We start from the raw sequence: 25852 nt of genomic DNA on the forward strand, positions 1-25852 counted from the left end.
GAGGGGTGGGCAGGCCGAGACCCGGAACGCATAGTCGTGGGACACCACCGCGCCCGTGAGCCGACTGCGGGGGCCGCCCGCACAGCCCGTCCGGCCCGGTCCGCTACACGGCGCTCCTCCCTTCCTCACGTCCCACGGAGTGCCGCCATGCCCGCTTCCGCTGCCCTGCCCGCTCACGAACATACGGGGGACCCGGCCGTCTGGGGCAGGCTGCCCGCCGTGCTGCTGATGGCCGGCAGCTGCCTGCCGATCCTGGGAGCTGTCCTCATCGCTCCGGTCCTGCCACGCATGCAGGACGAATTCCAACACGTCCCGGGCAGCGCCGCTCTCGTCCCGCTCGTGCTCACCGTCCCGGCCCTCTCGCTGGCCGTGCTCGCCCCGTTCGCCGGTGTCCTCGTCGATCGGCTCGGCCGCAAGCGCCTGCTGGTCGTAGCCACCGTGCTGTACGCGCTGTTCGGCACCGCCCCGCTGTGGCTGGGCTCGCTCGTAGGCATCCTGCTCAGCCGTGTCCTGGTGGGCGTCGCCGAAGCGGCCATCATGACGTGCTGCACCACGCTGATCGGCGACTACTACAGCGGACGGACCCGTGACCGGTACCTCGCCCTGCAGACCATGTGCGCATCGGCGTCCGCCACACTCTTCTTCGTCCTTGGCGGGGCCCTCGGCTCGATCGGCTGGAGGGCGCCCTTCTGGCTGTACGCCGTCGGCCTGCTGCTCGCTCCGGCCATGGCCAGGGTGCTGCCCACTCCACATCCGACGGCCGAGCCGGCAACAGCCGACCAACACCCCTTCCCGCTGCGGCGCATGGCGGGGATCTGTCTGCTGACCGTCTTCGGCGCGGTGGTCTTCTACACCGTGCCCGTGGAGATGGCGTATCTCATGGACGACCTGGGCGTGCGGTCCACCGGAGTGGTGGGTGCGGTCACGGCGCTGGCCAGCGCGGCCACCGTCCTGGGCTCGGTGCTCTTCACCAGGCTCACCGATCGGCCACGCCGCCGTATGCCGGCCCTCTTCCTCCTGTGCGCCATGGGCTTTCTGCTGATGGGGGCGACGGACCACATCGCCGTTGTCATCGTCGGCGCCGTCGTCAACTGCGTCGGTACGGGGCTGCTTCTTCCCTCCCTGCTGACGCTGGCGCTGTCCCGGCTCGATTTCGCCGATCGCGGGCGTGGCACCGGTCTGTGGACGGCGGCCTTCTTCCTGGGTGAATTCGCCTGCCCGCTCGCCCTGCTGGCCGCCAAGGGCATGCTGGGCACGCTGGCCTCGGCCGTCGTGCTGCTCGGCCTGCTCACGATGCTGGTCTCGGCCGCGCTGCTTCCCCTGACCCGCCGATCACCGAAGACGCTGCCTCAGCATGTTCCCGAAAGCATCTGACTCCGACGGGTCACCGCGCCGGCGTCCGCATGGTCGACCGGCGCACGACCAGTTCCGGCTGCAGCACCACGTGGGTGTGTTCGTGCGTGGCGGCTTCGGCCGTGTCCTCGAGGAGCAGCCGGCCTGCCTCGCGGCCCATTGCGAGAGCGGGGCGTCGTACCGAAGTGAGCGGAACGACGGCGGACGCGGCGAATTCGATGTCGTCGTATCCCACCACTCCGATGTCTTCCGGCACCCGCAGGCCGGCCTCGTACAGGGCCTGCATCACGCCGAGTGCAAGCAGGTCGTTGGCGCAGAAGACGGCGGTGGGGCGCTTTCTGAGGCCGAGGATCCTGTGCCCGGCGTCTCTGCCGGCGCCCACGGTGAGCGCCGGGCACGGCAGGTCCCGAAGGGACTCCGCCGGAAGTCCGGCCAGGTTGACCGCGATGGCCGCTCCCCGGCGCCGGTCCCGAACCTGCTGGAGACGGTCGGGTCCGCTGACGTAGCCGATCGACCGGTGCCCCTGCTGGATCAGGTGGCGCACAGCGGCCTGTCCCCCCGCGACGTCGTCGATGCCGACCGAACAGGCCCCCGGCTGAGGGGCGTTCTGGTCCGCGATGACGAACGGCACCCCGTTGCGGCGGAAGCCCGCCACCCTGCGCCCCGTGCCGTCTCCGGAGGCCAGGACGGCGCCGCGGACCTGGTGCGAGGTGATCAGCGAGAGGTGGCGGGCCTCGTCGGCCGGTCCTCGGCCGGCCGTGCACACCATGACCCCGAGGTCGGCTTCGAGAGCGGCCTGTTCCACGCCGGCGGCCAGCGCGGTGAAGAAGGGGTTGGCCAGGTCGAGGACCAAGACGGCCACGAGTCGGGAAGCGAAGCCGCGCAACTGGCGCGCGCCGTCCGAACGTACGTATCCCAGGGTGTCGATGACGTCCAGGACCCGCTGCCGGGTCGGTGCGGCGACGATGTCGGGGCGGTTGAGGACGTTGGACACCGTGCCGAGCGAGACGCCGGCTTCCCGCGCCACGTCCTTGATGCCCACTCTGCGCCGGGCTCTGGCTTCCCGGGCGGCTGCTGTGTGGTGGCGCGGTGGCTCGCGCCGGACCACGGGCACGGTGGGCAGTTCCACGGTCTACCGGCCTCCTGGCGTTGCCGTGCTCTTCCGCACGACCAGACGTGGCGTCATGGTGGTGCGGATCGCCCGGTCGCGGCGGCCTTCGACTCTCTCGATGAGAAGGCGTGCGGCTGTCGAGCCCATGGTGTGTCCGGCCTGGTCGACGCTGGTCAGCTGGACCGGGGCCAGGGCCGCGAGGGCCGTGTTGTTGTAGCCGACGAGGGAGAGATCGTCGGGGATGCGCAGGCCGAGTTCGTGGGCGGCGCGGTAGATGCCCAGGGCCGCGACGTCGGCGCCGGTCATGATGGCCGTGGGGGCGCGTTCCGCGGTCAACAAGGTCATACCGGCTTTGAAACCGCCATCGTCGGAGTACGCGCCATGGTGCACCTGGGCGTGGTCAGCGAGGCCGTGCCGTTGCATGGCCTCCATGTAGCCGGAGGCGAGCACGATCTCGGGTGTTCTCTTCCACCGGCCCGTCTTGGCTCCAGGCGCCGAGACCAGGGCGATGTCGCGGTGGCCGAGGGAGACCAGGTGGTCCACCACCAGGCCGGCGCCGACATCGTCGGCGTCGACGACGGAATCGTGGCTGTCCGCGGCGTCGTCGTGGCCGATCACGACCGTGGGCGTCGACGCAGCGGTGGCGAGGACCTCCGGGCGGGGCGTGCTCGGCGCGATGAGGATCAGGCCGTCCATCTGGCGGTCCACCATGGAACGGATGGTGCGGGCCTGGTCCTGTGCGTCGAACCCGGCCGCTCCGATCAGCACGGTGTAGTCGGAACTGCGCAGCTCGTCCCGGATGCCGTCCAGGATGTCGGCGAAGAAGGCGTTGCGGACGTTGTCCAGCAGGACGCCGATGGTGTAGGTCCGCCCGCGCATGCCACGGGCGGCGGCGTGCGGGCGGTAGTCGAGTGCGGTGATCGCGGCCTGCACCTTCTCGTGCATGGCAGGGCTCACCCCGTAGGCGTTGTTGAGCACCTTGGACACGGCCGCGATGGACACGCCTGCGTGCCGGGCGACATCGGTGATCGTCACGCGCTTGTTCTGCCTGGGTCCCGCAGCCCCGTCCATCGTCCGCACTCCGGTTCTCGTGGTCGTTGGTGTAACGGTTTACAGGATGTCACACGCCCAGCGTCAAGTCTCTGGTTGAAATCCCTCGTGTTACAGCTCCGTGTCTTGACGGAGTTGGGCGACGGGTGCAGGGTGTTGCCCACTCGACATGGAGAACGTTTTACGAACTCCGCCGCGGCGCGGCCGCCTGTCGCTCTCGGCGCCGTCCTTGCGTCTTCCGCCTCACCTCTCGCTTCTTCTCCAACCTCTGGGAGTCACCCGTGTCCCTTCGCACGTTCCGCGCTCGGCGCACACGTCTGGGTCTGTTCACGGCCGGCGCGGCCTCAATGGCCCTGCTCGCCACCGCATGCGGCGGCAGCGGGAGTGGCACCGCGGCGGTGCCGAAGAACTTCAGCTACCTCAGTGTCACCGAGAACACCACCGTCAAGACGGCCCTGACCAGCCTCTCCGAGGGGTCGTGCAAGTCCGCGAACGCCGCGCTGCCCCTGAAGGTGGAGACCGTTCCCCAGGCGAGCCTCGACCAGAAGCTGCAACTGCTCGCCGGGCAGGGCGCCCTGCCGGTGCAGTTCGCCGCGGGCAATGCCCCCGCGCTCACCCAGAAGCTCGCCAAGTCGGGGAAGATCGCCGACCTGGAAGCCAAGCTGAAGGAGCTGGGAGTCGACGACCAGCTGGAGCCGGCCGCCGTGTCGACGATCAAGGCACTGTACGGCGGCAAGCTGGAGGTGCTGCCGTACGAGTACAACATCGAGGGCGTCTTCTACAACAGGAAGATCTTCGAGGCCAAGGGCCTGAAGGTCCCCGGCACCTGGGACCAGCTGGTCGCTTCAGCCGCCAAGCTCCAGGCCGAGGACATCCAGCCCTTCTCCGCCTCCGGTCAGCAGGGGTGGCCGCTCACCCGCCTCCTCAGCGGCTACCTCTACCGCAGCCTCGGCCCGGACGCACTCAAGGACGTCGCCGACGGCAAGGCGAAGCTGACCGACCCGCAGTACGTCAAGGCCGCCACCGAGATCGCCGCCCTCGGCAAGAAGGGCTACTTCGGCAAGGGCGTCGGCTCCATCGACTACGACACCGCCATGAACCAGTTCCTCACCGGCAAGGCCGCCATGCTCTACATGGGCAGCTGGGCACTGGCGAACATCTCGGACGCCAAGCAGGACAAGATCGGCGCGGGCAACGTCGGCTTCATGCCCTTCCCGGCCGTCTCCGGCGGCAAGGGCTCCATCGACCAGTACCCGTCCAACGTCGGCCTCGGCATCACCCTGGGCGCCAAGTCCTTCGACAAGAACACCGGCGCCTGGGTTTCCTGCATCGCCAAGAACTACGGCAGCAAGGCGCTCAAGGACCACGGCTCGATCTCCGGTTTCAAGGTCAACACCCCGGTCACCGACGCCAACGAGGTCACTACCCAGGTGCGCGACACCATCAGCGCCTCCAAGCAGAACGTCCTGTGGTTCGAGGCCCTGTTCGGCACCAAGGCCACCACGATCAGCCAGACCAACGCCGCGGGCCTGGTCAGCGGAAGCATGAGCCCCGAGCAGTTCATGCAGACCGTCCAGGACGCGCTGTCCGCTCAGTGAGCCGACCGGGGCGGCGTGCCTGACGCCGCACGCGCCTTCCGCGCGCCGCCCCGGCGCCTGCTCGGCACAACTCCTCATCGTCATCGAAGTGGATACCACTCATGCACCGCGTACTCGGTGACCGCAGGGCCATCGCGATCCTGCTCGGTCCCGCACTCGTCGTCTATTCCCTGATCATGCTCGTCCCGATGGTGTGGTCGCTCGGCTACTCCTTCACCAAGGGCAACTCCATCGACGGCTTCACCGGCAACGGCGTCGCCAACTTCTCCCGCCTTCTCGATGATCCGGCCGTCCGCCACGCCCTGTGGTTCACCCTCAAGTACGCCGTCGTCGTCACCGCCGGCCAGGTGGTCGCGGGCTACCTCCTGGCCCTGCTCTACGTCTTCTTCCTCAAGCGCGCCTCCGCGCTCGTGCGCACCCTCGTGTTCTTCCCCGTAGTACTGCCCACGGTCGCCGTCGGCCTGCTCTTCCAGAAGTTCTTCCAGGTCGCCCCGCAGACCGGCCCCGTCAACTCGCTGCTGAACGCGGTGGGGATCGACTCCATCGACTTCTTCGGCAGCTCTTCGAGCGCCTTCTGGGTCCTCATCGTCATGGACATCTGGCGCTCCATGGGCTTCTACGCCGTCCTGCTCTTCGCCGGTCTCGTCGACATCCCGGAGGAAGTCCTGGAGTCCGCGCGCCTCGACGGAGCGACAGGCCTGCGACTGGTGCGCCACATCGTGCTGCCGCTGTCCCTGCCCGTGCTCATGTCCTCGCTGATCTTCAGTATCAACGGCACGCTGAAGGCCTTCGACTCCATCGTCGCGCTCACCAACGGCGGCCCGGGCAACGACACCACGCCACTGACCCTGTACATGTTCCAGACGTCGTTCACGTACGGCGACTACGGCTACGGCAGCACCATCGCCGTGCTGCTCACCGTGGTGTGCCTGCTGGTGAGCCTGGTCGTCTTCCGCGTCTCACGGCGCGACCTCACGGAAGGCTGACAACCATGGCCATCGACACCCCTGTGAAGGCCACCGCTCAGGCAGGCCGCGGACCGTCCGCTGCTTCCGGACGGTCCCGTTCCCGGCGGCGCGTCCGGGTCAGCAAGGTGTGGGTGAAGATCGTCGTCACCCTGCTGCTGGTCGTCGAGATCTACCCCCTCGTCTGGATGTTCCTGACCTCACTGAAGTCCAACAGCGACTACCTCAACCACTCGACCTGGAGCCTGCCCACCACGTGGGAGTGGGGCAACTACACCGAAGCGTGGACCACCGGCCACATCGGCCTGTACGTCCGCAACAGCCTGCTCGCCGTCGTCCCGGCGCTTGCCCTGATCCTGCTGCTGGGAGCGGCAGCCGGTTTCGCGCTCCAGGTCATGCTGTGGAAGGGCCGCAACCTGACCTTGCTTGTCTTTCTGGCCGGCATGATGGTGCCGCCGCAGATGATCCTGCTTCCCCTGTTCACGGTGTACTTCCAGACAGGTCTGTCCGGCACGCTGTGGCCGCTGATCCTGACCTACACCGGCACAGGCCTGCCGCTGACCGTCTTCATGATGGCCACCTACTACAAGTCCGTCCCCCGTGAACTCTTCGAGGCCGCCACGATCGACGGCGCCGGGATCCTGCGCTCCTTCTGGACCATCAGTGTCCCGATGGTCCGCAACGCGCTCCTGACGGTCGGCCTGGTCGAGTTCTTCTTCATCTGGAACGACCTGCTGATCGCCCTCACCTTCACCAACAGCCAAGACCTGCGCACCGTCCAGGTCGGCCTGCTCAACTTCACCGGCGACTTCGGCGCCACCCAGTACGGCCCCCTGTTCGCCGCCATCTGCCTCAACGTCTTCGGCACCCTCCTGATCTACCTCTTCCTCAACCAGAAGGTCATGAAGGGCCTCACTTCCGGAGCGCTCAAGGGCTGAACCTCCGAAGCCCAACCCGCTCCCGCACGTGAAGAAAGGTTCCCCTTGTCGACCCCCCAACCCGCCCCGGTCTCCTTCGAACACCTCCCGGACGGCCTCGGTATCGGTACGGCCACCCCACGACTGACCTGGAAGCTTCCCCCCGGCTCCGGCAGCCAGCAGGCCTACGAGGTTCGGCTCGAACGTTCCGGCCGTGAGCACAGCACCGGCCGGATCGAAGGAAGCGACCAGCTACTGGTGCCCTGGCCCGGTGAACCGCTGGTCTCACGCGAGAGCGTGACCGTCCGAGTCCGGGTCTGGACAGCCGGAGCCGCGGCTCCTTCCGCATGGAGCGAGCCCAGCGTGGTGGAAGCCGGACTGCTCGACCCGGCGGACTGGAGCGCGGTACCGGTCGGCGGCGGATGGACCGAGGATCCGGCCGCCGAACGCCAACCGGCCCGGGTACGCAAAGACTTCCACCTGGATCGCCCGATCACCCGAGCCCGCCTCTACGTCACCGCTCACGGCCTGTACGAGGTGGAGATCAACGGACTCCGCGTGGGCAGCGAGATCCTCGCCCCGGGCTGGACTGTCTACCCCCACCGCCTGCGCTACCGCACCCATGACGTCACCGCCCACCTGGCCACAGGCACCAACGTCATCGGTGCCTGGCTCGGCGACGGCTGGTACCGCGGCAAGTACGGATTCGACGGCGGCACCCGCAACATCTACGGCACCGACCAAGCCCTCATCGCCCAGCTGGAAGTGACCTACGACGACGGCACCACCGCGGTCATCGCCACGGACGCCACCTGGACGGCGGCCACAGGGCCCATCGCCGGCAGTGGCCTCTATGAAGGCGAGCACTTCGACGCCCGACTCGACGACCCCTACTGGGCGACCCGCACGCCCGAGCAGCACACAGAATGGACCCCCGTACGGCTCGGCAACCGGAACCCGCGCACACTCGTCGCCCCCCAGGGCCCACCCGTGCGCTGCACCCAGGAGATGGCCCCTGTCGCCATCACGCGAACGGCCGACGGCCGTCACCTCCTCGACTTCGGCCAGAACCTCGTCGGCCGACTCCGCCTCACCGCCGACGGCCCCGCCGGCACGACCATCACCGTCCGGCACGCCGAAGTGCTCCAGGACGGGGAACTGGCCACCCAACCCCTGCGCGAGGCGTACTCCACCGACACCCTGACTCTTTCCGGACGTGGTCCGTACACGTGGGAGCCCCGGTTCACCCTGCACGGCTTCCGCTATGCCGAAATCAGCGGCTGGCAAGGGGAGTTGACGCAGGAGTCGGTGACGGCCCGTGTCTATCACACAGACATGCGCCGTACGGGCTGGTTCGAGTGCAGCGACCCGCTGATCAACCGGCTCCACGAAAATGTCGTATGGAGCATGCGCGGCAACTTCGTCGACATCCCCACCGACTGCCCTCAGCGCGACGAACGCCTCGGCTGGACGGGCGACCTTCAGGTCTTCGCCCCGACCGCGAGCTTCCTGTTCGACTGCGCCGGCATGCTGGACTCCTGGCTCACCGATGTCGGGCTCGAGCAGCTTCCCGACGGCACCATCCCCTGGTACGTGCCCGTCATCCCCGGCAAGCCGATGTGGACGCCGATCCAGCCCGGTGCCGCCTGGGGAGACGTCGCCACACTCACCCCCTGGACCCTGTACCGGCGCTTCGGCGACCTGCAGATCCTGCGCCGCAACTACGCCATGGCCAAGGCATGGGTGGACCTCGTCGAACAGCTCGCCGGCCCCGATCGCCTCTGGGACACCGGATTCCAGCTGGGTGACTGGCTCGACCCCGCCGCCCCGCCGGATGATCCGGCTGCCGGCTGCACCGACCGCTACCTGGTGGCCACGGGGTACTTCGCCCATTCGGCCCGCCATCTGTCCCTGGCCGCGGCCGAACTGGGCAGGGAGCAGGACGCCGCGCGGTACGCCGAACTGGCCGCAGAGGTGGCGGCCGCCTTCCGCCGCCGGTACGTACTGCCCGTCCACCGGATGACCAGCGACAGCCCCACCGCCTACGCACTCGGTATTGCCTTCGACCTCCTCACCGAGCCGCAACGACACGCAGCCGGCGACCGGCTGGCCGAATTGGTCCTCGCCGACGAAGCCCGTATCGCCACAGGATTCGTCGGGACCCCGGTGATCTGTGACGCCCTCACCGACACCGGCCACCTGGACGTCGCCTACCGCCTGCTGACCCAGACCGAGTGCCCTTCCTGGCTCTATCCGGTCACGCAAGGGGCAACCACCATCTGGGAGCGGTGGGACAGCCTTCGCCCCGACGGCACCCTCAATCCCGGCGGTATGACCTCCTTCAACCACTACGCTCTCGGAGCCGTCGCCGACTGGCTGCACCGCGTCGTCGGAGGCATAGCCGAGTCCATGCCCGGCTATCGGCAGCTTGTCTTCCAGCCCCGGCCCGGCGGCGGCATCACCTGGGCACGGACACGCCACGAAACGCCCTACGGCGCAGCGGAGTCGTCGTGGGAGACAACCGTCGACGGCCGGATGCGCATCCATGTCGTCGTGCCCGACGGCTGCTCCGGCGTCGTGCGGCTCCCGGGGTGTCCGCCGGTCCATGTGGAGCCAGGCGAGCATGAGCTCGACTCCTGGGAACTCCTGGAGAAATCAGCCTGAGAATCATTCACCGATTCCAAACGGTCCGGCGCTGATCACGGCGCCGGACTGTTTATTTTCGACATCCTCCACGGCTTTGCCATTCGGCCTGTCGATGACGCCTATCGATACGGTTTATAGTCAGTCACGCGGCCTGCGGGTTTCAATTGAAATTTCACTCACACTTTTCAACGTGAGTAGCAAACTGGCTGGTCAACAGCCTTTTATCGCACGGCTTCCGAAAGGGTTGACCCTGCTGATCGGGTCCTCTATTTTATCCGTTCAACAAGCATACGCCGCATGGAAATCTCCATTCCCTCACTGCTTCTGCTGCCGCGGGACTCGGTAGGCAAGCAGGTGAGTCCGGGAACACCGCAGGGATCCGTTTCCCTCCCCGAGTCGGGGCCGGCCGTGAACCTGACCCCTCGGCCGGCCCCTTTTTCCATGAGCGTAGATCCGCCCCCCTTTCGGAGAGCCGCCGTGAAAAGAAGATCATTTCTGTCTGCTGCCACCCTCACCGCAATGAGCCTGAGCATGGCTCCCCTGATGACCGAAACGGCAGCCGCCGCACGATCCGAGACACCGCAGGCTCAGGCGGACGCGATGCTCGCCCGTATGACAGCGGCCGAGAAGGAAGCGCTCGTCCGGTGCGACTTCGCGACCGTCGCTCACCTGGGTATACCGGCTCTGACCATGGTGGATGCCTCGGCCGGGCTGCGCGGCGAGCACGGCGTGACCGCATTCCCGGTTCCGGTGGCGCAAGCGGCGACGTTCGACGAGAACCTGGCGGCACGTATCGGCCGCGCGATCGGCGCGGAGGGCCGTTCCAAGGGCTATAACAACCTCCTCGGCCCCACCATCGATCTCACCCGGACCTGGCACTCCGGCCGACAGTCCGAAGGCATGGGCGAGGACCCGTTGCTCGCCGGCCGGTTGGGCGCGGCTCTCACCACCGGCATACAGAGCCAGAACGTCGCAGCCACGGTCAAGCACTTCGCCGCCTACACGCAGGAGACCAACCGCTTCTCCACAGACACCAAGCTCTCCGACCGTGCGCTGCACGAACTCTACGAAGCACCGTTCCGCCGCGTGGTCGCCGCCGCCCCGACCGCTTCGGTCATGATGGCCTACCCGAAGATCAACGGGACCTTCGCGACACAGAGTTCGGCTCTCTTCGACGACTTGAAGAAGGCCATCGGACTGCAGGGCTACACCGTGCCGGACTTCTGGGCGGGTGACGACCAAGTCGCCGCCGCGCGAGCCGGCATGGACCTCGCCGGGCTCGGATCCTCCGCAGTCAAGATCCCCGCCGGAGCGCTCACGGGCGGTGCGATACCGCGCACCCGGCTCGACGACGCGGCCCGACGCATCCTCGTCACGATGTACGCGAACGGTCTCTTCGACCATCCAGTACCCACTCCGGCGGCCGACGTCAGCACCCAGGCCCACCAGGACCTCGCCCATGAGACCGCCGTCGCCTCCCTGGTGCTTCTGGCCAACCGGTCCGCAGCACTCCCTCTGCCGGCCACCCTGAAATCCCTGGCCGTCATCGGCCCGGCCGGCACCGACGTCCTCACCGGCGTGGGCGGCTCCACCTACGTCGACCCGGGTACATGGACGACGCCCCTGAACGCCATCCGCGCCCGCGCCGGCAGCGGCGTCACGGTCACGCACGCACAGGGCACCAAGGGAGATCTTCCCCTGACCGCGGTGCCCTCCACCGTGCTGCGCAGCGGCGCCGGGACCCCTGGACTGTCCGCCACCTACTACTCAGGGGCAGAGGCCTCCGGCACCCCGCTCACCACCCGCACCGACGCCACCGTCGACTTCACCGCTGCTCCCGTGGAAAACCTGCCCGACGTGTGGTCGGCGAAATGGACCGGCACCCTGGTGCCGACGACCACGAGCCTGCACCGGTTCTCCCTGCTCGCCGCCGGAACCGCCACCTTGAAGGTCAACCGCACCACGGTCGCCGCCGGCACCCGGCACAGCCGCCGCTTCTTCCTCGGCCCCTACGACTACCCCCTCCAGGGCACCGCCGCGCTGACCGCCGGAAAGGCCGTCACCATCGAGGTGACCTACACCAACGCGACCACCGACGCCGGCACCTGCGGGCTCACCCTCGGATGGCAGCCCGAATCCCTGATCCCCGCCGCCGTAGACGCGGCGCGTGCCGCGGACGCCGCCGTCGTCTTCGTCAACCGGGTCGCCGGCGAGGACATGGATCACCAGGGACTCGGCCTGCCCGGCGACCAGGAACAGCTCATCGCCGCCGTGGCAGCCGTGAACCCGCGCACCACCGTCGTCCTCAACACCGACGGTCCCGTGTCCATGCCCTGGCTCGGCGACGTCGAGGCCGTGCTCCAAGCCTGGTACGGGGGTCGCGGCATGGGCACGGCGCTGGCCGCTGTCCTCTTCGGAGACAGCGACCCTTCCGGCCGCCTGCCTGTCACCTTCCCCGCCGACGCCACCCAGGGACCGGGCACCACACCCGCGACCTACCCCGGCAGCAACGGAGCCGTCTCCTACGAGGAGGGCATCTCCATCGGCTACCGCTACTACGACAGCAAGGGGCAGCAGCCGCGCTTCCCCTTCGGCCACGGTCTCTCGTACGCCACCTTCGCCCACGGCTCTCTCGAAGCCACATACAACAAGAGCACCAAGACAGTGACGGTGGGCGTGACCGTCACCAACACCAGCTCACGCAAGGGCACGGAACTCGTGCAGTTCTACGCCGCACTGCCGAGCCCCGCCGCCGCCGAGCCGCAGCGGCTCGTCGCGTTCCGCAAACTCACCCTGGCCCCCGCGGGCTCCCAGCGGCTCACGGTCACCATTCCCGTGGACCACCTCACCATCTGGAAGGCAGGTGCCTGGGCACTTGTCCCCGGCAGGTACACCTTTGCCACAGCGCACAGTTCCCGTGACCTGACCGCGCAGCGAGCCGTTCCCATCAGCTGACCGCAATCCCAGTCGGCGCGTCACACCGTCCGCCTCCCCGCCTCGGCGTGACGCGCCTCAGTCATTCCCGTCCGGCTCGTCGAACCTCCGCCTCCACCACCGCATGGAGCCCGCCAGTGTCCCGCAGACCGAGACCCCTTCGCTTCGCCGCATCCCTGGCGTTGAGCATGACGCTTCTGACCGGCTGTTCCGTCATCGGAGCCGACAGGGACACCTCCGACTCCGAGGTGTCCGTCAGGGCCAACATCACCGACAAGGCTTCGATGCAGGCCGTCGCCGCGGCCTTCCACCGAGCCCGTCCCGGCATCCACGTCAGCGTCAGCTACGCCGACACCAACACCCTGCAGAAGGAGCTTCCGCGGCAGCTTCGGGCAGGCAAGGCGCCGGACGTCTTCACCGTCTGGCCCGGCAGCGGCAATCCTGCCTCTGTCCTGGCCTTGGAAGAGGACGACTTCCTGGAAGCACTCAGCCTGCGCTTCTTCGCCGGCCGGATACCGGACAGCATGCGACCGGTCACCGACGGCGGCGTCGGTACGCACCTGGTACCTGTCACCTTCAGCGCTATCGGCGCGATCTACTCGGCGGAAACGCTCAAGGCCATCGGCGGAACCCGGCCCACCACCTACAGCGGCCTCCTCGCCCTGTGCGACACCGCCCGCCGGCACGAGAAGGTGCTCTTCGCACTGGGCAACCAGACCCCATGGGTCACCCAGCTCGTCGACTACGCACTGGTCGCCACCACGGTGTACGCCCACGACCCCGACTTCGACACGCAGATGGAGTCCGGCAAGGAGACCTTCGCCCGGTCGGGATGGCGCCAAGCGATGGCCAAGTACCTGGAGATGCGCGATCGTGGCTGCTTCAGCACTGCTCCGCTCAAAACCAGTTACGAGGACGCCCTCGACCAAGTGGCCGACGGGCGAGCAGTGGGAGTGGTACAGGTCGCCGGCACTCTCGCCGCTCTGCGTTCCGCGGCCCCAGGAATGCACTTCCGGATGTCGGCCCTGCCGGCCACGGATCAGCCGAACGAAACCCGCATTCCCGGCGCCGTCTCCGCCGCCTACGGGCTCAACGCCAAGGCCTCCCACCGCAAAGCGGCACTGGCGTTCGTGGACTTCCTGGGATCAGAACGGGGCCAGAACCTGTACAGCCGGTCCGGAGCAACGCTGCCCGCTCTGCCCAGTAACTCCTTCTCCGTCGATCCCGCCGTCGCGGAGGTGGCACGGCGGCAGAAGGACGGAACGACGGTACCGTTCATGGATCAGCGATGGCCCAACTCAGAGGTGCAGCAGACGCACTTCGAGCAGGTGCGTGCCCTCTTCGCAGGCACCACGGACATCGCTCACGCACTGGCCGCCATGGACAGTGCGTACGAGTAGACGCAGACGGACACCGCCCCCGGCTGGGAGATCAGCAGAACGCTTTGCCATGCACACACCTCATCAGGAGTCGGTGCTGTCCAGGGCAGCTCGCATTCTCGAAGCGTTCAGCCAGGACGAGCCGGCGCTGACGGTCTCCGAGATCGCCCGTCGAACCGGCCTGCACGTGGCCACGGTCTCTCGCCTCGTGGCCGAGCTGGTGGCGCACGGTTTCCTGAGCCGGGACTCCGACCGCAAAGTACGCATCGGTGTGCGGCTGTGGGAGCTGGTGACGCGTGCTTCCCCCACTCTCTCCCTGCGTGATCACGCAATGCCGTTCATGGAAGGCGTCCACGACGTCGTGGGCCACCACGTGCAGATCGGCGTCCTCGACGGCGACGACGTGCTCTTCCTCGAGCGGCTCTCGGCACCACAGGCGGTGATCAACTACACCCGGATCGCCGGGCGGCTTCCTCTGTACGCCTCCTCCAGCGGTCTGGTGCTCCTCGCCCACGGCCCCAGTGACCTCAAGCAAAGGATCCTGGACAGCCCGCTGACCGCGTACACACCGGCCACACCGGCCACACCGGCACAGCTGCGCACGACCTTGGCCGAGATCCGGCAGCAGGGTTGTGCGTACTGCCCCGGCTACGTCCATGCGGAGGCCCTGGGCGTAGCCGCGCCCGTCCGCGGTGCGGACGGCACGGTGATCGCGGCGCTGTCGGTCATCGTGCCCAATGAGGCCGGCGCCCAGGCCGTGGTCCCCGTCGTACGGACCGCCGCCCGGGGCATCTCCCGCGCGCTGGCCGGACGCGGGACACAGGACGCTCCATAGGCACGTGACGGCGATGCGACGGCCGCATGACATCTCCGCGAAGTCGGTCTCTCACTGAATGAGAATGCCGTCGCGGTCCGACGGTGCCCGCGCGCATGCTTCCTGCATTCCACAGACGAGAGGCGACAACGTGGTCGTACACAACCTGCTGCCCACCGCTCCGCCGCAGCAGAACCTCTCCACCGTGACGTTGCAGGTGCAGGACAAGGACCCTGTCGCCGACGGCGTCGTGTCACTCACCCTCGCGCATCCCGACGGCACACGGCTACCGGACTGGACGCCCGGCTCGCACATCGACCTCATCCTGCCGAGCGGAGTGACTCGCCAGTACTCCCTGTGCGGCGACCGATGGGACCCGTACACCTACCGCATCGCTGTCCTTCGCGAAGCCCCTGGCAGGGGCGGCTCCGCCTACGTCCATGATCAGCTCATGCCCGGGAACCTCGTGGAGGTCGGAGGGCCGCGCAACCACTTCCCCCTGGCGCCTGCCGAGCGGTACCTGTTCATCGCGGGCGGCATCGGCATCACTCCGCTGCTGCCGATGATGCATCAAGCCGACGTGACCGGAGCCGACTGGCAGCTGCTGTACGGAGGCCGCAGCCGAGCCTCCATGGCCTTCCTCGAGGAACTCACAGCCTCCTACGGCGACCGCGTACACATCAGCCCCCAGGACGAGGTCGGCCTGCTCGACCTGGAGGCCTGGCTGAGCGAACCAGAAGCGGGAGCCAAGGTGTACTGCTGCGGACCGGCTCCCTTGCTCACTGCCGTCGAGGCAGCCTGTTCCCAGTGGCCCACGTACAGCCTGCGGACCGAGCGATTCACAGCCAAGGCCCTGACAGGGCCCGTGCACCGCGGACCCTTCGAGGTGGAACTGTGCCGCAGCGGGCGGACAGTGACCATCACCCCCGACGTCACCGTCCTTCAAGCCGTTCGGCAGGCAGGTGCCGACGTGCTGTCCTCCTGTGAGCACGGCACCTGCGGTACCTGCCTCACCCCGGTCGTGGAAGGTACCCCGGACCACCGGGACTCGGTGCTGGCCGAACACGAACGCGCCGCCAACGACTGCATGCTGCCCTGCGTTTCACGTTCCCGCTCGGCCCGCCTGGTCCTGGACCTCTGAGTCACGACCCGCCTCTTCCCGAGCCGCACTTCGCTGGAGCCGCCATGTCCGAATCACCCGCCATTGCCGTCGAACCGCCCACGAGCGACGCCGACCCGTTCGCCACCGAACACCTCACGACGCCCGAACCCCTGCACCACGCCCTCCGGGAAGCAGGTCCCGTCGTGCGGCTGTCCCGCTACGACGTCTACGCGCTCGCCCGATACCGCGAAGTGCACGCGGCCCTCGTCGACTGGCAGACATTCCAGTCCGCCGCCGGCGTGGGACTGGCCAACTTCCGCCATGCGAAGCCCTGGCGGCCTCCGAGCCTGCTGCTGGAGGCCGACCCGCCGCACCACGACGCACCGCGCCGCGTCCTGCGCGAGATACTCGCCCCACCAGCACTGCGCCGACTGCGTGCGGCATGGCAGCCGATAGCCGACGACCTCGTCGACACCGTCCTGGCCACCCAGGGAACCGACTTCGACGCGTTCGAAGCGCTGGCCGCAGCATTCCCGCTGCGCGTCTTCCCGGACGCCGTGGGACTGGGACCCGACGGCCGCGACAACCTCCTGCCCTACGGCAACATGGCTTTCAATGCCTTCGGCCCCGTCAACGCCCTCGTGCAGGAAGACGCTCCCAGGGCCGCCGACCTGTCCGCCTGGGTGAACGCCCAGTGCGCCCGCCGAGCCCTCACCGACGACGGATTCGGCGCCCGCATCTGGGCCGCTGCCGACCGCGGCGACCTCACCCACGAGCAGGCACCGCTGGTCGTACGCTCCCTTCTCACCGCCGGCGTCGACACGACAGTGCATGGCCTGGCCGCCACCCTCCACGCCCTCGCCGGCCACCCCGGCGAATGGGAGCGGCTCCGCGAACGCCCCGACCTGGCCCGCGTGGCATTCGATGAGGCAGTGCGCTGGCAGTCACCCGTCCAGACCTTCTTCCGCACCGCCACGACCGACGTCGCGATCGCAGGATCCCTCATCCCCGAGGGATCCAAGATCCTCATGTTCCTCGGCGCGGCGAACCGCGACCCGGCCCGCTGGAACGACCCGGACCGCTTCGACCTCAGCCGCGATCCATCCGGACACGTCGGCTTCGGCATGGGCATCCACCAATGCGTGGGCCAGCACGTAGCCCGCCTGGAAGCCGAAGCACTCCTCACCGCCCTGGCCCGACGGGTGGAACGCATCGAGCTCACAGGCGAACCGCGCCGACACCTCAACAACACCCTGCGCTCCTTCGCGGCGCTCCCCGTACGCGTGCGCCCCGCGAGCTGACCATCGTCCGTCGGAAAGCCGAGCCTCACTTCCCGCACAGACAGACAGTCGAAAGGATCCTCCATGCCTCAGCACGTACGCGGCGTCGTCGCCCGCGCCAAAGGCGAGCCGGTGCGCGTCGAGACGATCGTCGTGCCCGATCCAGGGCCGGGCGAGGCGGTGGTGACAGTGCAGGCCTGCGGCGTCTGCCACACCGACCTGCACTACCGAGAAGGCGGCATCAACGACGACTTCCCGTTCCTCCTCGGACACGAGGCGGCGGGCATCGTGGAGTCGGTCGGCACCGGAGTCACCGACGTGGCGCCGGGCGACTTCGTCGTCCTGAACTGGCGGGCGGTCTGCGGCCGTTGTCGCGCATGCCGACGCGGACGCCCCCAGTACTGCTTCGACACACACAACGCGCGTCAGAGGATGACCCTCACCGACGGCACCGAACTGTCACCCGCCCTCGGCATCGGCGCCTTCGCCGAAAAGACCCTCGTCGCCGCCGGCCAGTGCACGAAGGTCGATCCGGCCGCCTCACCAGCCGCCGCCGGCCTGCTCGGCTGCGGGGTCATGGCAGGCATCGGCGCGGCGATCAACACAGGAGGAGTAGGCCGAGGCGACACCGTCGCTGTCATCGGCTGCGGCGGCGTCGGCAACGCAGCCGTCGCCGGCGCACGGCTGGCCGGCGCCGCGAAGATCATCGCCGTGGACATCGACGACCTCAAGCTCGAGACAGCACGGACGATGGGCGCCACGGACACCGTGAACGCACGCGACACCGACCCGGTCGAGGCGATCCGCGAGCTCACCAGCGGATTCGGCGCCGACATCGTCATCGAAGCCGTCGGGCGGCCGGAGACCTACCGACAGGCGTTCTACGCCCGTGACCTGGCCGGCACCGTCGTCCTCGTGGGCGTCCCCACCCCCGACATGCAACTCGACCTGCCGCTGCTGGACGTCTTCGGACGAGGCGGCGCGCTCAAGTCCTCCTGGTACGGCGACTGCCTCCCGTCCCGCGATTTCCCCATGCTCATCGACCTCTACCTCCAAGGCCGCCTGGACCTCGACTCCTTCGTCACCGAGACGATCACCTTGGACGAGGTCGAAGACGCCTTCGCCCGCATCCACAAGGGCGATGTCCTCCGCTCGGTGGTGGTCTTCTGATGACCTAGGTCCGCATCGAACGCCTCACAACCTCAGGCACCTTCAGCCTGGACGGCGGCCTCTGGGACGTCGAGAACAACGTCTGGATCGTCGGTGACGACCACGAGGCGATCGTGATCGACGCCGCCCACGACGCCGATGCCGTCGCGGGTACGGAATTGCGGGTGGTACACACCCCCGGCCACACACCGGATCGATCTGCCTGTACGCATCGACGCTCGGCACCGTATTCACCGGCGACACTCTGTTCGCGGGCGGCCCCGATCGGTGCATCACTGGTCGACCCGGCGGAAATGTGATCGACTTGACGCTCGGCCAAGGACGGAGGGATGTCGGGTGTCCCATGCTGAGGCTGGATGGCGAAAGCGCGGATCGATATCGTGCTCGGGAGAAACCTGGCGGCCGTGGTGACATCCGGCGGAGTGGATTCCAGCGGAGCCGGTGACCCCGGGCTGTTCGGGCCCGGCTCGGTCACCTGGCAGCTGCACGGCGACCCGATGATGTGGGTCGCCGGGATCCGCGCGCTCTACCTCCAGGCCCTCCACCCGCGCGCCGTACGCGGCGTCATGCAGAACTCCGACTTCCGGAACGACGCCTGGGGCCGGCTGATGCGCACCGCGAACTTCGTCGGAACGACGACATACGGGACCACCGAGGCGGCGGAGCGGGCGGGGGCCCGGGTGCGGAAGATCCACCGCATGCTCACCGCCACCGACCCGGACACCGGCGAGCGCTACGGGGTCGACGAGCCAGAACTGCTGCTCTGGGTGCACTGCGCGGAGATCGACTCCTATCTGCACGTCCTGCGGCGCTCCGGTTTCCACCTCACGGACGCGCAGGCCGACCGCTACATCGGGGAACACCGGGTCGGCGCGCGGCTGGTGGGGCTCGACCCGGACCGGGTGCCGGCGGACCGGGCCGAACTGGCCGCGTACTTCGACCGGGTGCTCCCGGAACTCGCCGCGGGACCCGAGGCCCGCGACGTGGACGACTTCCTCTCGCGTCCGCCGGTCCACCCGCTGCTCGTACCGGCGCGCGCACTGCTGTGGCGGCGCGTGGCCCGGCTCGCGTACGCCGCTCTGCCGCCCTACGCCCACGCGTTGTACGGCAGGCCGGCGCCGCCGCAAGCCGCGGTGACCCGGGGTCTGCGCGTCACGGGCACCACACTGCGCTGTGTCCCCGCACGGCTGCGCTGGCAACTCCCGCCCAAACACATTCTCTCGGCCATGTCACGGCTCGGCCCCGGCTCGCGCCCGGCGCCGTACAAAGTCGGAAGATAGCTCGTCATACTGGACGGGCCGGGGGAGGGCTCGAGGCTGAGCAGTGACGGGGGCGATCGCACCAGATGGCGGAGAGCAGGCTGATCCAGGGCCGTTACCGGCTGCTCGACCTGATCGGGCGCGGTGGCATGGGCGAGGTGTGGCGGGCGCGGGACGAATCGCTGGGCCGCCAAGTGGCCGTCAAGTGCCTCAAGCCGCTCGGCCCGCACCACGACCAGTCCTTCACCCGCGTCCTGCGTGAGCGGTTCCGGCGCGAGGCCCGGGTCGCCGCGGCCCTTCAGCACCGCGGGGTGACCGTCGTCCACGACTTCGGCGAGTCCGACGGCGTGCTGTACCTCGTGATGGAACTGCTGGAGGGAAGCAACCTCGGCCAGCTCCTGGAGGAGAACAAGAACCATCCGCTCGCCGTCGCCCTGGTCGTCGACATAGCCGACCAGGTGACCGCCGCCCTCGCCTACACCCACCAACAGGGCATCGTGCACCGCGACTTGAAGCCCGCGAACATCATGCGGCTGACCGACGGCACCGTGAAGATCTGCGACTTCGGCATCGCCCGCCTCGGCCACGACATCGGATTCACCTCGCGGCTCACCGGTACCGGCATCGCGATGGGCACCCCGCACTACATGTCACCGGAACAGATCGGCGGCTCGGAGGTCGACCAGCGCAGCGACCTGTACTCCTTCGGGTGCGTGCTCTACGAAATCGCCACCGGTGCACCGCCGTTCGACCTCGACGACGCCTGGGCCGTCCTCGTCGGCCACCGTGACACCGTGCCCGAGCCGCCGCGCAGCCACCGGGCCGAACTCCCCGAGTACCTGGAGCGGATCATCCTCGATCTGCTCGCCAAGCGGCCCGAGCAGCGCCCGCAGGACGCCCGCGAACTCGGCCGCCGCATCAGTGCCGGGCGCACCACACCGATGTATGTGCCGACGGTCGTCACCCCGGCTCTGCCGCACCCCGCCGCCGATGGGCGGCCCCCGGCGCCCCGGGGCACGTCCCGCCCCGAGCAGCCGCCCTCCCGGGAACCCCGGCTGCCGTCCTGGACGCGAGGCATGACCACCGGCCACAAGGCCACCGGCGCGGGACTGCGCGTCACGCCGCCGGACGCCTCCGCCGGTCTGACCGGCGAGTGGATCGCCCGCCCGTCCACGGCCGTGACGTCCCAGCCGGATCGCAACGAACGGCCCACCCCCGCACCTGAGTTGCTCACCACCCTGGCGGGTCGGCACAACGCCGGGCTGAGCCTCGGGCGGCTCGGCCGGTGGACCGAGGCGGGGGAGGTGCACCGCTCGGTCGCCGCCGAACGGGAGCATCTGCTCGGGCCCGACCACCCGGACACCCTCGCCAGCCGCTACGAGGTCGGCTTCACCCTCAGCCGCACCGGACGCCCCGCCGAGGCGCTGCGCGAGTACGCCCGGGTCGCCCGGGCCAGGGAGCGGGTGCTCGGCGCCGAACACCCCGAGACCCTGGCCGCCCGGCAGGAAATGGCCTATGTGCTGGGCCAGTTGGGCCGACACTTCGAGGCGCACCAGGCCTACGGCGCGGTGCTCGCCGTCCGGGAGCGCGCGATGGGCCCCGACCACCCCGACACGCTGCGCTGCCGCCACAATCTCGCCTTCAACCTCAGCCGGCTCGGGCGCCTGGAGGACTCGTACCGCATGGCGAGCGAGGTCGCCGCGGCCCGTGCCCGGGTGCTCGGCCCGGCCCACCCCGACACCCTGGTGACCCGCTACGAAGTGGCCTACGCGCTCGGCCAGTTGGGGCGCTGGCCGGAGGCGCTGCACACCTACCAGGAGGTGGCCGCGGCCCGTGCGCAGGCCCTGGGCCCGGACCATCCGGACACACTCGCCGCCCGCTACGAGGTGGGCATCAGCCTCGGCCGGCTCGGCCGCAGCGGGCAGGCGCTGGAGCTGTACCGCTCCCTGGTCGACGACCGCACCCGGGCACAAGGGGCCACAAATGCCGAGACGCTGCGTGCCCGGCACGGGCTCGGCGTGAACCTCGGCCGCCTCGGCCGCTGGGAGGAGGCCCTCGCCGAGTCCCGTGACGTGTGCGCCATCCGCGAGCGCGTGCTCGGCGCCGACCACCCCGACACCCTCGTCAGCCGTCGCGAGGTGGCCGTCGGGCTCGGCTGGCTGGGCCGCTGGGCCGACGCTCTCACCGAGTACCGGCGCGTCGCCGCCGCCCGCGAGCGCGTCCTCGGCGCCGACCATCCCGACACCCTCGCCAGCCGCAACGACGAAGCGCACTGCCTGGAGCAGCTGGGGCACGGACAGGAGGCGGTGGAGCTGTACCGAAGAGTGGCCGCGCTGCGACAGCAGCGGGCCGCCGGAGGCCGCTGACCCTGGATCCCGCCGGGCGACGACCCCGGAGTCCGGGATGTCCTTGCCCCCTCGTACGGCCGCCCGCCGCTTGCCGCGCACCCCTGGCCGACGTAGATCATCACGTGCTACGAAGAACCATGCCTGCACACGAGGAATATGACGCCGTGATCGTCGGCGGAGGCCACAACGGACTGGTCGCCGCCGCCTACCTGGCGCGGGCCGGGCGGTCCGTGCTGGTGCTGGAGCGCCTGGGGAACACCGGCGGCGCCGCCGTCTCCACCAGGCCGTTCGCCGGAGTCGACGCGCGTCTGTCGCGCTACTCGTACCTGGTGAGCCTGCTGCCCCGGAAGATCGTGCGGGACCTGGGTCTCGACTTCCGGGTCCGTGGCCGCACGGTCTCCTCGTACACGCCCGTCGAGCGCGACGGACGGCCCACCGGGCTGCTCGTCGGCGGCGGCGAGCGGCGCACCCGCGAGGCGTTCGCCCGGCTGACCGGCTCGGATCGCGAGTACGAGGCGTGGCAGCGCTTCTACGGGATGACCGGCCGCGTCGCGAAGAACGTGTTCCCGACGCTCACCGAGCCGCTGCCCACCCGCGAGGAGCTGAGGGCGCGTGTCGACGACGAGGAGGCCTGGCGGATCCTCTTCGAGGAGCCGGTCGGCGCGGCCGTCGAGGACTACTTCAGCGACGACCTCGTACGCGGTGTCGTCCTCACCGACGCGCTGATCGGCACCTTCGCCGACGCCCACGACCCGTCCCTGCGGCAGAACCGCTGCTTCCTCTACCACGTGATCGGCGGCGGCACCGGAGACTGGGACGTACCCGTCGGCGGGATGGGCGCCCTCACCGACGCGATCGCCGCCGCGGCACGCACCGCGGGCGCGGTGATCGCCACCGGACACGAGGTGCTGCGGATCGACACGGACGGCCGGTCCACCGAGATCACCTACCGGACCGCCGACGGCGAGGGCGTCGTCGCGGCCCGGCACGTCCTGGTGAACGCCTCGCCGCAGGAGCTCGCGCACCTCACCGGAGACGAGCAGCCCACCCCCGCCGAGGGTGCCCAGCTCAAGGTGAACATGCTGCTCAAGCGGCTGCCGAGGCTCCGGGACACCTCCGTGGACCCGCGCGAGGCGTTCTCCGGGACCTTCCACATCGCCGAGGGCTACGAGCAGTTGGCGATCGCCCACGCGCAGGCCGCGTCCGGTGAACTGCCCGCCCAGCCGCCCTCGGAGATCTACTGCCACTCGCTCACCGACCCCAGCATCCTCGGCCGGGATCTGGTCGAGCAGGGATATCAGACCCTCACGCTCTTCGGCCTCCACACGCCGGCCCGGCTCTTCGAGCGGGACAACGACGGCGTACGGGAGGAACTGCTGAAGTCGACGCTGGCGCAGTTGGAGGCGCACCTCGCCGAGCCGCTCGCCGACTGTCTGGCCACCGACGCGGACGGACGCCCGTGCATCGAGGCGAAGACCCCGCTCGACCTGGAGCGGGACCTGCGCCTGCCGGGCGGCAACATCTTCCACCGCGACCTCGCCTTCCCGTACGCCCAGGAGGGCACCGGCCGCTGGGGCGTCGAGACCCGGCACGCGAACGTGATGCTGTGCGGGGCGGGCGCGGTGCGCGGCGGCGGGGTGAGCGGAGTTCCGGGGCACAACGCGGCGAAGGCCGTACTGGAGTCGCTGGGCCAGGGACGCTGAGGCCTGTCCCTCTGTTCGCCTGGATATCCGCAGGTCGACAATCAACCGGCCTGCTGAAGGTCCTACGCAAGATTCGGCCTCGGCCGCCACCCGGCAGATGCGGATATCTCGGAAACCTCAGCTCTGTACTACGAGGCGTGCGTCGGCGAATAGGGAGCCCGGGATGTCTGGACAACGACCTGTAGCAGCCCATCCGGGCTCACCGTAGCCTGATGTGCCGTTGTGAACCATGGCGGCCTTTGTCCCTTCGCGACAAAGGCCGCTTTCGGTTGGGTGGGTGTGGATGCCGACATGATGAGGATGAGGTCCCGAGATCAGTCCTTGGACGGCTCCCAGCCCGCCGCCGCGATCCGCGCCGCGTCCGCGGGCCGTGACTCGTCGAAGACGGCGCGGTCGCCGCTCTCGACCCGCAGGGCGTCGACGTACGCGCCGCGGCCGACGTACAGCCGGTCGGTCGTGTACCGCCAGCGCAGTGTGAGCCCCGCGGCGCTCGGCAGGTCCGCGCCGACTCGGTGCCACACGCGCCCCGACCAGCCGGTGGCCGTGCCCGTCGGATGGTCCTGCGGGTCCTCGGAGCGCCGCCGGGTCGTGAAGGGGACCGGCCGCCAGGTCGTTCCGCCGTCGGTGGAGGACTCCAGGAACAGGAGGTCCGACCGGGGTTCGGTGTCCCACCACAGTGCGCAGCCGAGGCGCGCGGGACCGGCGCTGGTGTCGAGGGCGGGCAGCGTCAGGGTCGCGGTCGTCGCGCTCGCGGTCCCGGAGAACCAGGACGTACGGCCGCGCGCGGGACGCACCGCGACGGCCCGCGCCAGGTTGTTCGCGGCGGTGACCCGGGGAGCGGAACCGGATCGCCAATTGCGCACGGGGTGAACGGAGTTGCCGAGGACGATCAGGAAGGAGTCGGTCGTCGGGTCGAGGACGAGCGAGGTGCCCGTGAAGCCGGTGTGGCCCGCGGTGCGCGGCGTCGCCATCGCGCCCATGTACCAGTGCTGGTAGAGCTCGAAGCCGAGGCCGTGCTCGTCGCCCGGGAAGGCGGTGTTGAAGTCGGTGAACATCAGGTCCACCGTCTCCGGCTCCAGGATGCGTGCCCTGCCGTACGCGCCGCCGTTCAGCAGCGTACGGCCGAGAACGGCCAGGTCCCACGCGCAGGAGAAGACCCCCGCGTGACCGGCGACCCCGCCGAGGGAGTACGCGTTCTCGTCGTGGACCTCGCCCCACACGAGCCCGCGGTCCAGTCCCGACCAGGGCAGCCGGGCGTCCTCGGTGGCGGCGATCCGGGGCTTCCAGGAGGCGGGCGGGTTGTAGCGGGTGCGGTCCATGCCGAGGGGGCCGGTGATCTCGTCGCGCAGGAGGGTGTCGAGGGTCCGGCCGGTGATCCGCTCCAGGACCAGCTGGAGCGAGATCAGGTTCAGGTCGGAGTAGAGGTACGTGGTGCCCGGCTGATGGAGGGGCACCTCGTCCCAGATGAGCTGGAGCTTGCCCTCGGGGGTCGGCGCTCTGTACAGAGGGATCCAGGAGCGGAACCCGGAGGTGTGGGTGAGCAGTTGACGGACGGTGATGTCCTTCTTGCCGCCGCCCGCGAACTCCGGGAGGTAGGAGGCGACGGCGACCTCCAGCTCCAGGGCCCCGCGCTCCAGCTGCTGCACGGCGAGGATCGACGTGAACAGCTTGGAGACGGAGGCGAGGTCGTAGACGGTGTCTCTCGCCGCCGGGATCTGCCGGTCGGCGGGGAACTCCACGCCCGTGTCGGTCTTCTCGTCGTACGCCGCGTAGCGCACGGCCATGCCGATCGGCTGGTGCAGGGCCACCGTGCCGCCGCGCCCGGCGAGCAGGACGGCACCGGCGTACCAGGGGTGCTGGGGGGAGGGGCCGAGGAACGCCTCGGCGTCCGCGACCAGTTGGCGCAGATGCCCGGCGAGCAGTCCGGCCTGGCCGGGGGTGCCGTGCCGCAGGGTCCGGCGGCCGTCCCCCGTCGAGGCGGCGGCGGGACCGGCCGGGAACGGCGCGACGGCCAGCGCTCCGCCCACGCCCAGTAAGCCCTTGCCTCATTGACGACGGGTCAGCCCGTCGCCCCCTCTGCCCTTCGCGCCTTCGGTCATCGAGAAGCCTCCCGCTCACGTAGCCTGAAAGTATCTTTCCGGGTCTGCCGTGCCGAGTGAAACTTTCCCGTCAGGCGCGGGCGTGTCAACCTTCCCGGCGGACCTTCAGGTATCTGACGGAGTA

General features: G+C 69.3%; 17 protein-coding genes and 1 pseudogene. 15 read left to right on the forward strand and 3 right to left on the reverse strand.

The features are described from left to right. The first annotated feature begins 147 nt into the window (after positions 1–147). Positions 148–1374: an MFS transporter gene (locus ACFWBT_RS10785; protein WP_385698085.1), complete on the forward strand. Its 1227-nt coding sequence runs from the start codon at positions 148–150 to the stop codon at positions 1372–1374. Positions 1375–1384: 10 nt separating this feature from the next. Here ACFWBT_RS10785 and ACFWBT_RS10790 read toward each other — a convergent pair whose 3' ends face one another. Continuing rightward, a complete protein-coding gene (locus ACFWBT_RS10790; protein WP_385698129.1) occupies positions 1385–2395 on the reverse strand; it encodes a LacI family DNA-binding transcriptional regulator in 1011 nt (336 codons plus the stop codon). A 90-nt stretch (positions 2396–2485) separates the two neighbouring features. Further along, positions 2486–3499 (reverse strand): LacI family DNA-binding transcriptional regulator, encoded by a 1014-nt coding sequence (locus tag ACFWBT_RS10795; protein ID WP_385698087.1) that lies wholly within the window; start codon positions 3497–3499, stop codon positions 2486–2488. Between the two features lie 296 nt (positions 3500–3795). Here ACFWBT_RS10795 and ACFWBT_RS10800 point away from each other — a divergent pair, with 296 nt between their 5' ends. The 14 genes and pseudogenes from ACFWBT_RS10800 to ACFWBT_RS10865 all read left to right on the forward strand — a co-directional run bounded on the left by ACFWBT_RS10800 (position 3796) and on the right by ACFWBT_RS10865 (position 23629). After that, positions 3796–5112 carry an ABC transporter substrate-binding protein gene (locus tag ACFWBT_RS10800; RefSeq protein ID WP_385698089.1) on the forward strand — a complete coding sequence of 439 codons (1317 nt, stop codon included), beginning with the start codon at positions 3796–3798 and terminating at the stop codon, positions 5110–5112. Between the two features lie 101 nt (positions 5113–5213). After that, positions 5214–6098 (forward strand): carbohydrate ABC transporter permease, encoded by an 885-nt coding sequence (locus tag ACFWBT_RS10805; protein ID WP_385698091.1) that lies wholly within the window; start codon positions 5214–5216, stop codon positions 6096–6098. Between the two features lie 5 nt (positions 6099–6103). Then, entirely contained in the window at positions 6104–7015 is a 912-nt protein-coding gene (locus ACFWBT_RS10810; protein WP_385698093.1) for a carbohydrate ABC transporter permease, read from the forward strand. Positions 7016–7060: 45 nt separating this feature from the next. Next, entirely contained in the window at positions 7061–9658 is a 2598-nt protein-coding gene (locus ACFWBT_RS10815; protein ID WP_385698095.1) for a family 78 glycoside hydrolase catalytic domain, read from the forward strand. 501 nt (positions 9659–10159) lie between these two features. After that, on the forward strand, positions 10160–12595 hold the full coding sequence (locus tag ACFWBT_RS10820) for a glycoside hydrolase family 3 C-terminal domain-containing protein (RefSeq protein WP_385698097.1): 2436 nt from the start codon (positions 10160–10162) through the stop codon (positions 12593–12595). Positions 12596–12762: 167 nt separating this feature from the next. Continuing rightward, positions 12763–13974 carry an ABC transporter substrate-binding protein gene (locus ACFWBT_RS10825; RefSeq protein WP_385698099.1) on the forward strand — a complete coding sequence of 404 codons (1212 nt, stop codon included), beginning with the start codon at positions 12763–12765 and terminating at the stop codon, positions 13972–13974. A 49-nt stretch (positions 13975–14023) separates the two neighbouring features. Next, entirely contained in the window at positions 14024–14788 is a 765-nt protein-coding gene (locus ACFWBT_RS10830) for an IclR family transcriptional regulator (RefSeq protein WP_385698101.1), read from the forward strand. A gap of 130 nt (positions 14789–14918) precedes the next feature. Continuing rightward, positions 14919–15908, forward strand: coding sequence for a PDR/VanB family oxidoreductase (locus ACFWBT_RS10835; protein ID WP_385698102.1), 990 nt, complete (start codon positions 14919–14921; stop codon positions 15906–15908). Positions 15909–15952: 44 nt separating this feature from the next. Then, positions 15953–17170, forward strand: coding sequence for a cytochrome P450 (locus ACFWBT_RS10840; RefSeq protein ID WP_385698104.1), 1218 nt, complete (start codon positions 15953–15955; stop codon positions 17168–17170). Positions 17171–17233: 63 nt separating this feature from the next. Continuing rightward, the gene (locus ACFWBT_RS10845; protein WP_385698106.1) at positions 17234–18319 is read left to right on the forward strand and encodes an S-(hydroxymethyl)mycothiol dehydrogenase; all 1086 of its coding nucleotides are present in this window, start codon (positions 17234–17236) and stop codon (positions 18317–18319) included. 14 nt (positions 18320–18333) lie between these two features. Then, a pseudogene (locus tag ACFWBT_RS10850) lies at positions 18334–18764 on the forward strand (MBL fold metallo-hydrolase). Next, on the forward strand, positions 18727–19599 hold the full coding sequence (locus tag ACFWBT_RS10855; RefSeq protein WP_385698131.1) for an oxygenase MpaB family protein: 873 nt from the start codon (positions 18727–18729) through the stop codon (positions 19597–19599). The pseudogene ACFWBT_RS10850 and the gene ACFWBT_RS10855 overlap by 38 nt, the downstream one beginning before the upstream one ends. Positions 19600–19664: 65 nt before the next feature. After that, positions 19665–21944, forward strand: a complete 2280-nt coding sequence (locus tag ACFWBT_RS10860) for a tetratricopeptide repeat protein (protein ID WP_385698108.1) — start codon at positions 19665–19667, stop codon at positions 21942–21944. Between the two features lie 119 nt (positions 21945–22063). Next, positions 22064–23629, forward strand: a complete 1566-nt coding sequence (locus ACFWBT_RS10865) for a phytoene desaturase family protein (protein ID WP_385698110.1) — start codon at positions 22064–22066, stop codon at positions 23627–23629. 314 nt (positions 23630–23943) lie between these two features. Here ACFWBT_RS10865 and ACFWBT_RS10870 read toward each other — a convergent pair whose 3' ends face one another. After that, the gene (locus tag ACFWBT_RS10870; RefSeq protein ID WP_385698132.1) at positions 23944–25662 is read right to left on the reverse strand and encodes a serine hydrolase; all 1719 of its coding nucleotides are present in this window, start codon (positions 25660–25662) and stop codon (positions 23944–23946) included. Positions 25663–25852 lie beyond the last annotated feature (190 nt).

Source organism: Streptomyces sp. NPDC060027 (assembly GCF_042737005.1).
Lineage (GTDB): Bacteria > Actinomycetota > Actinomycetes > Streptomycetales > Streptomycetaceae > Streptomyces.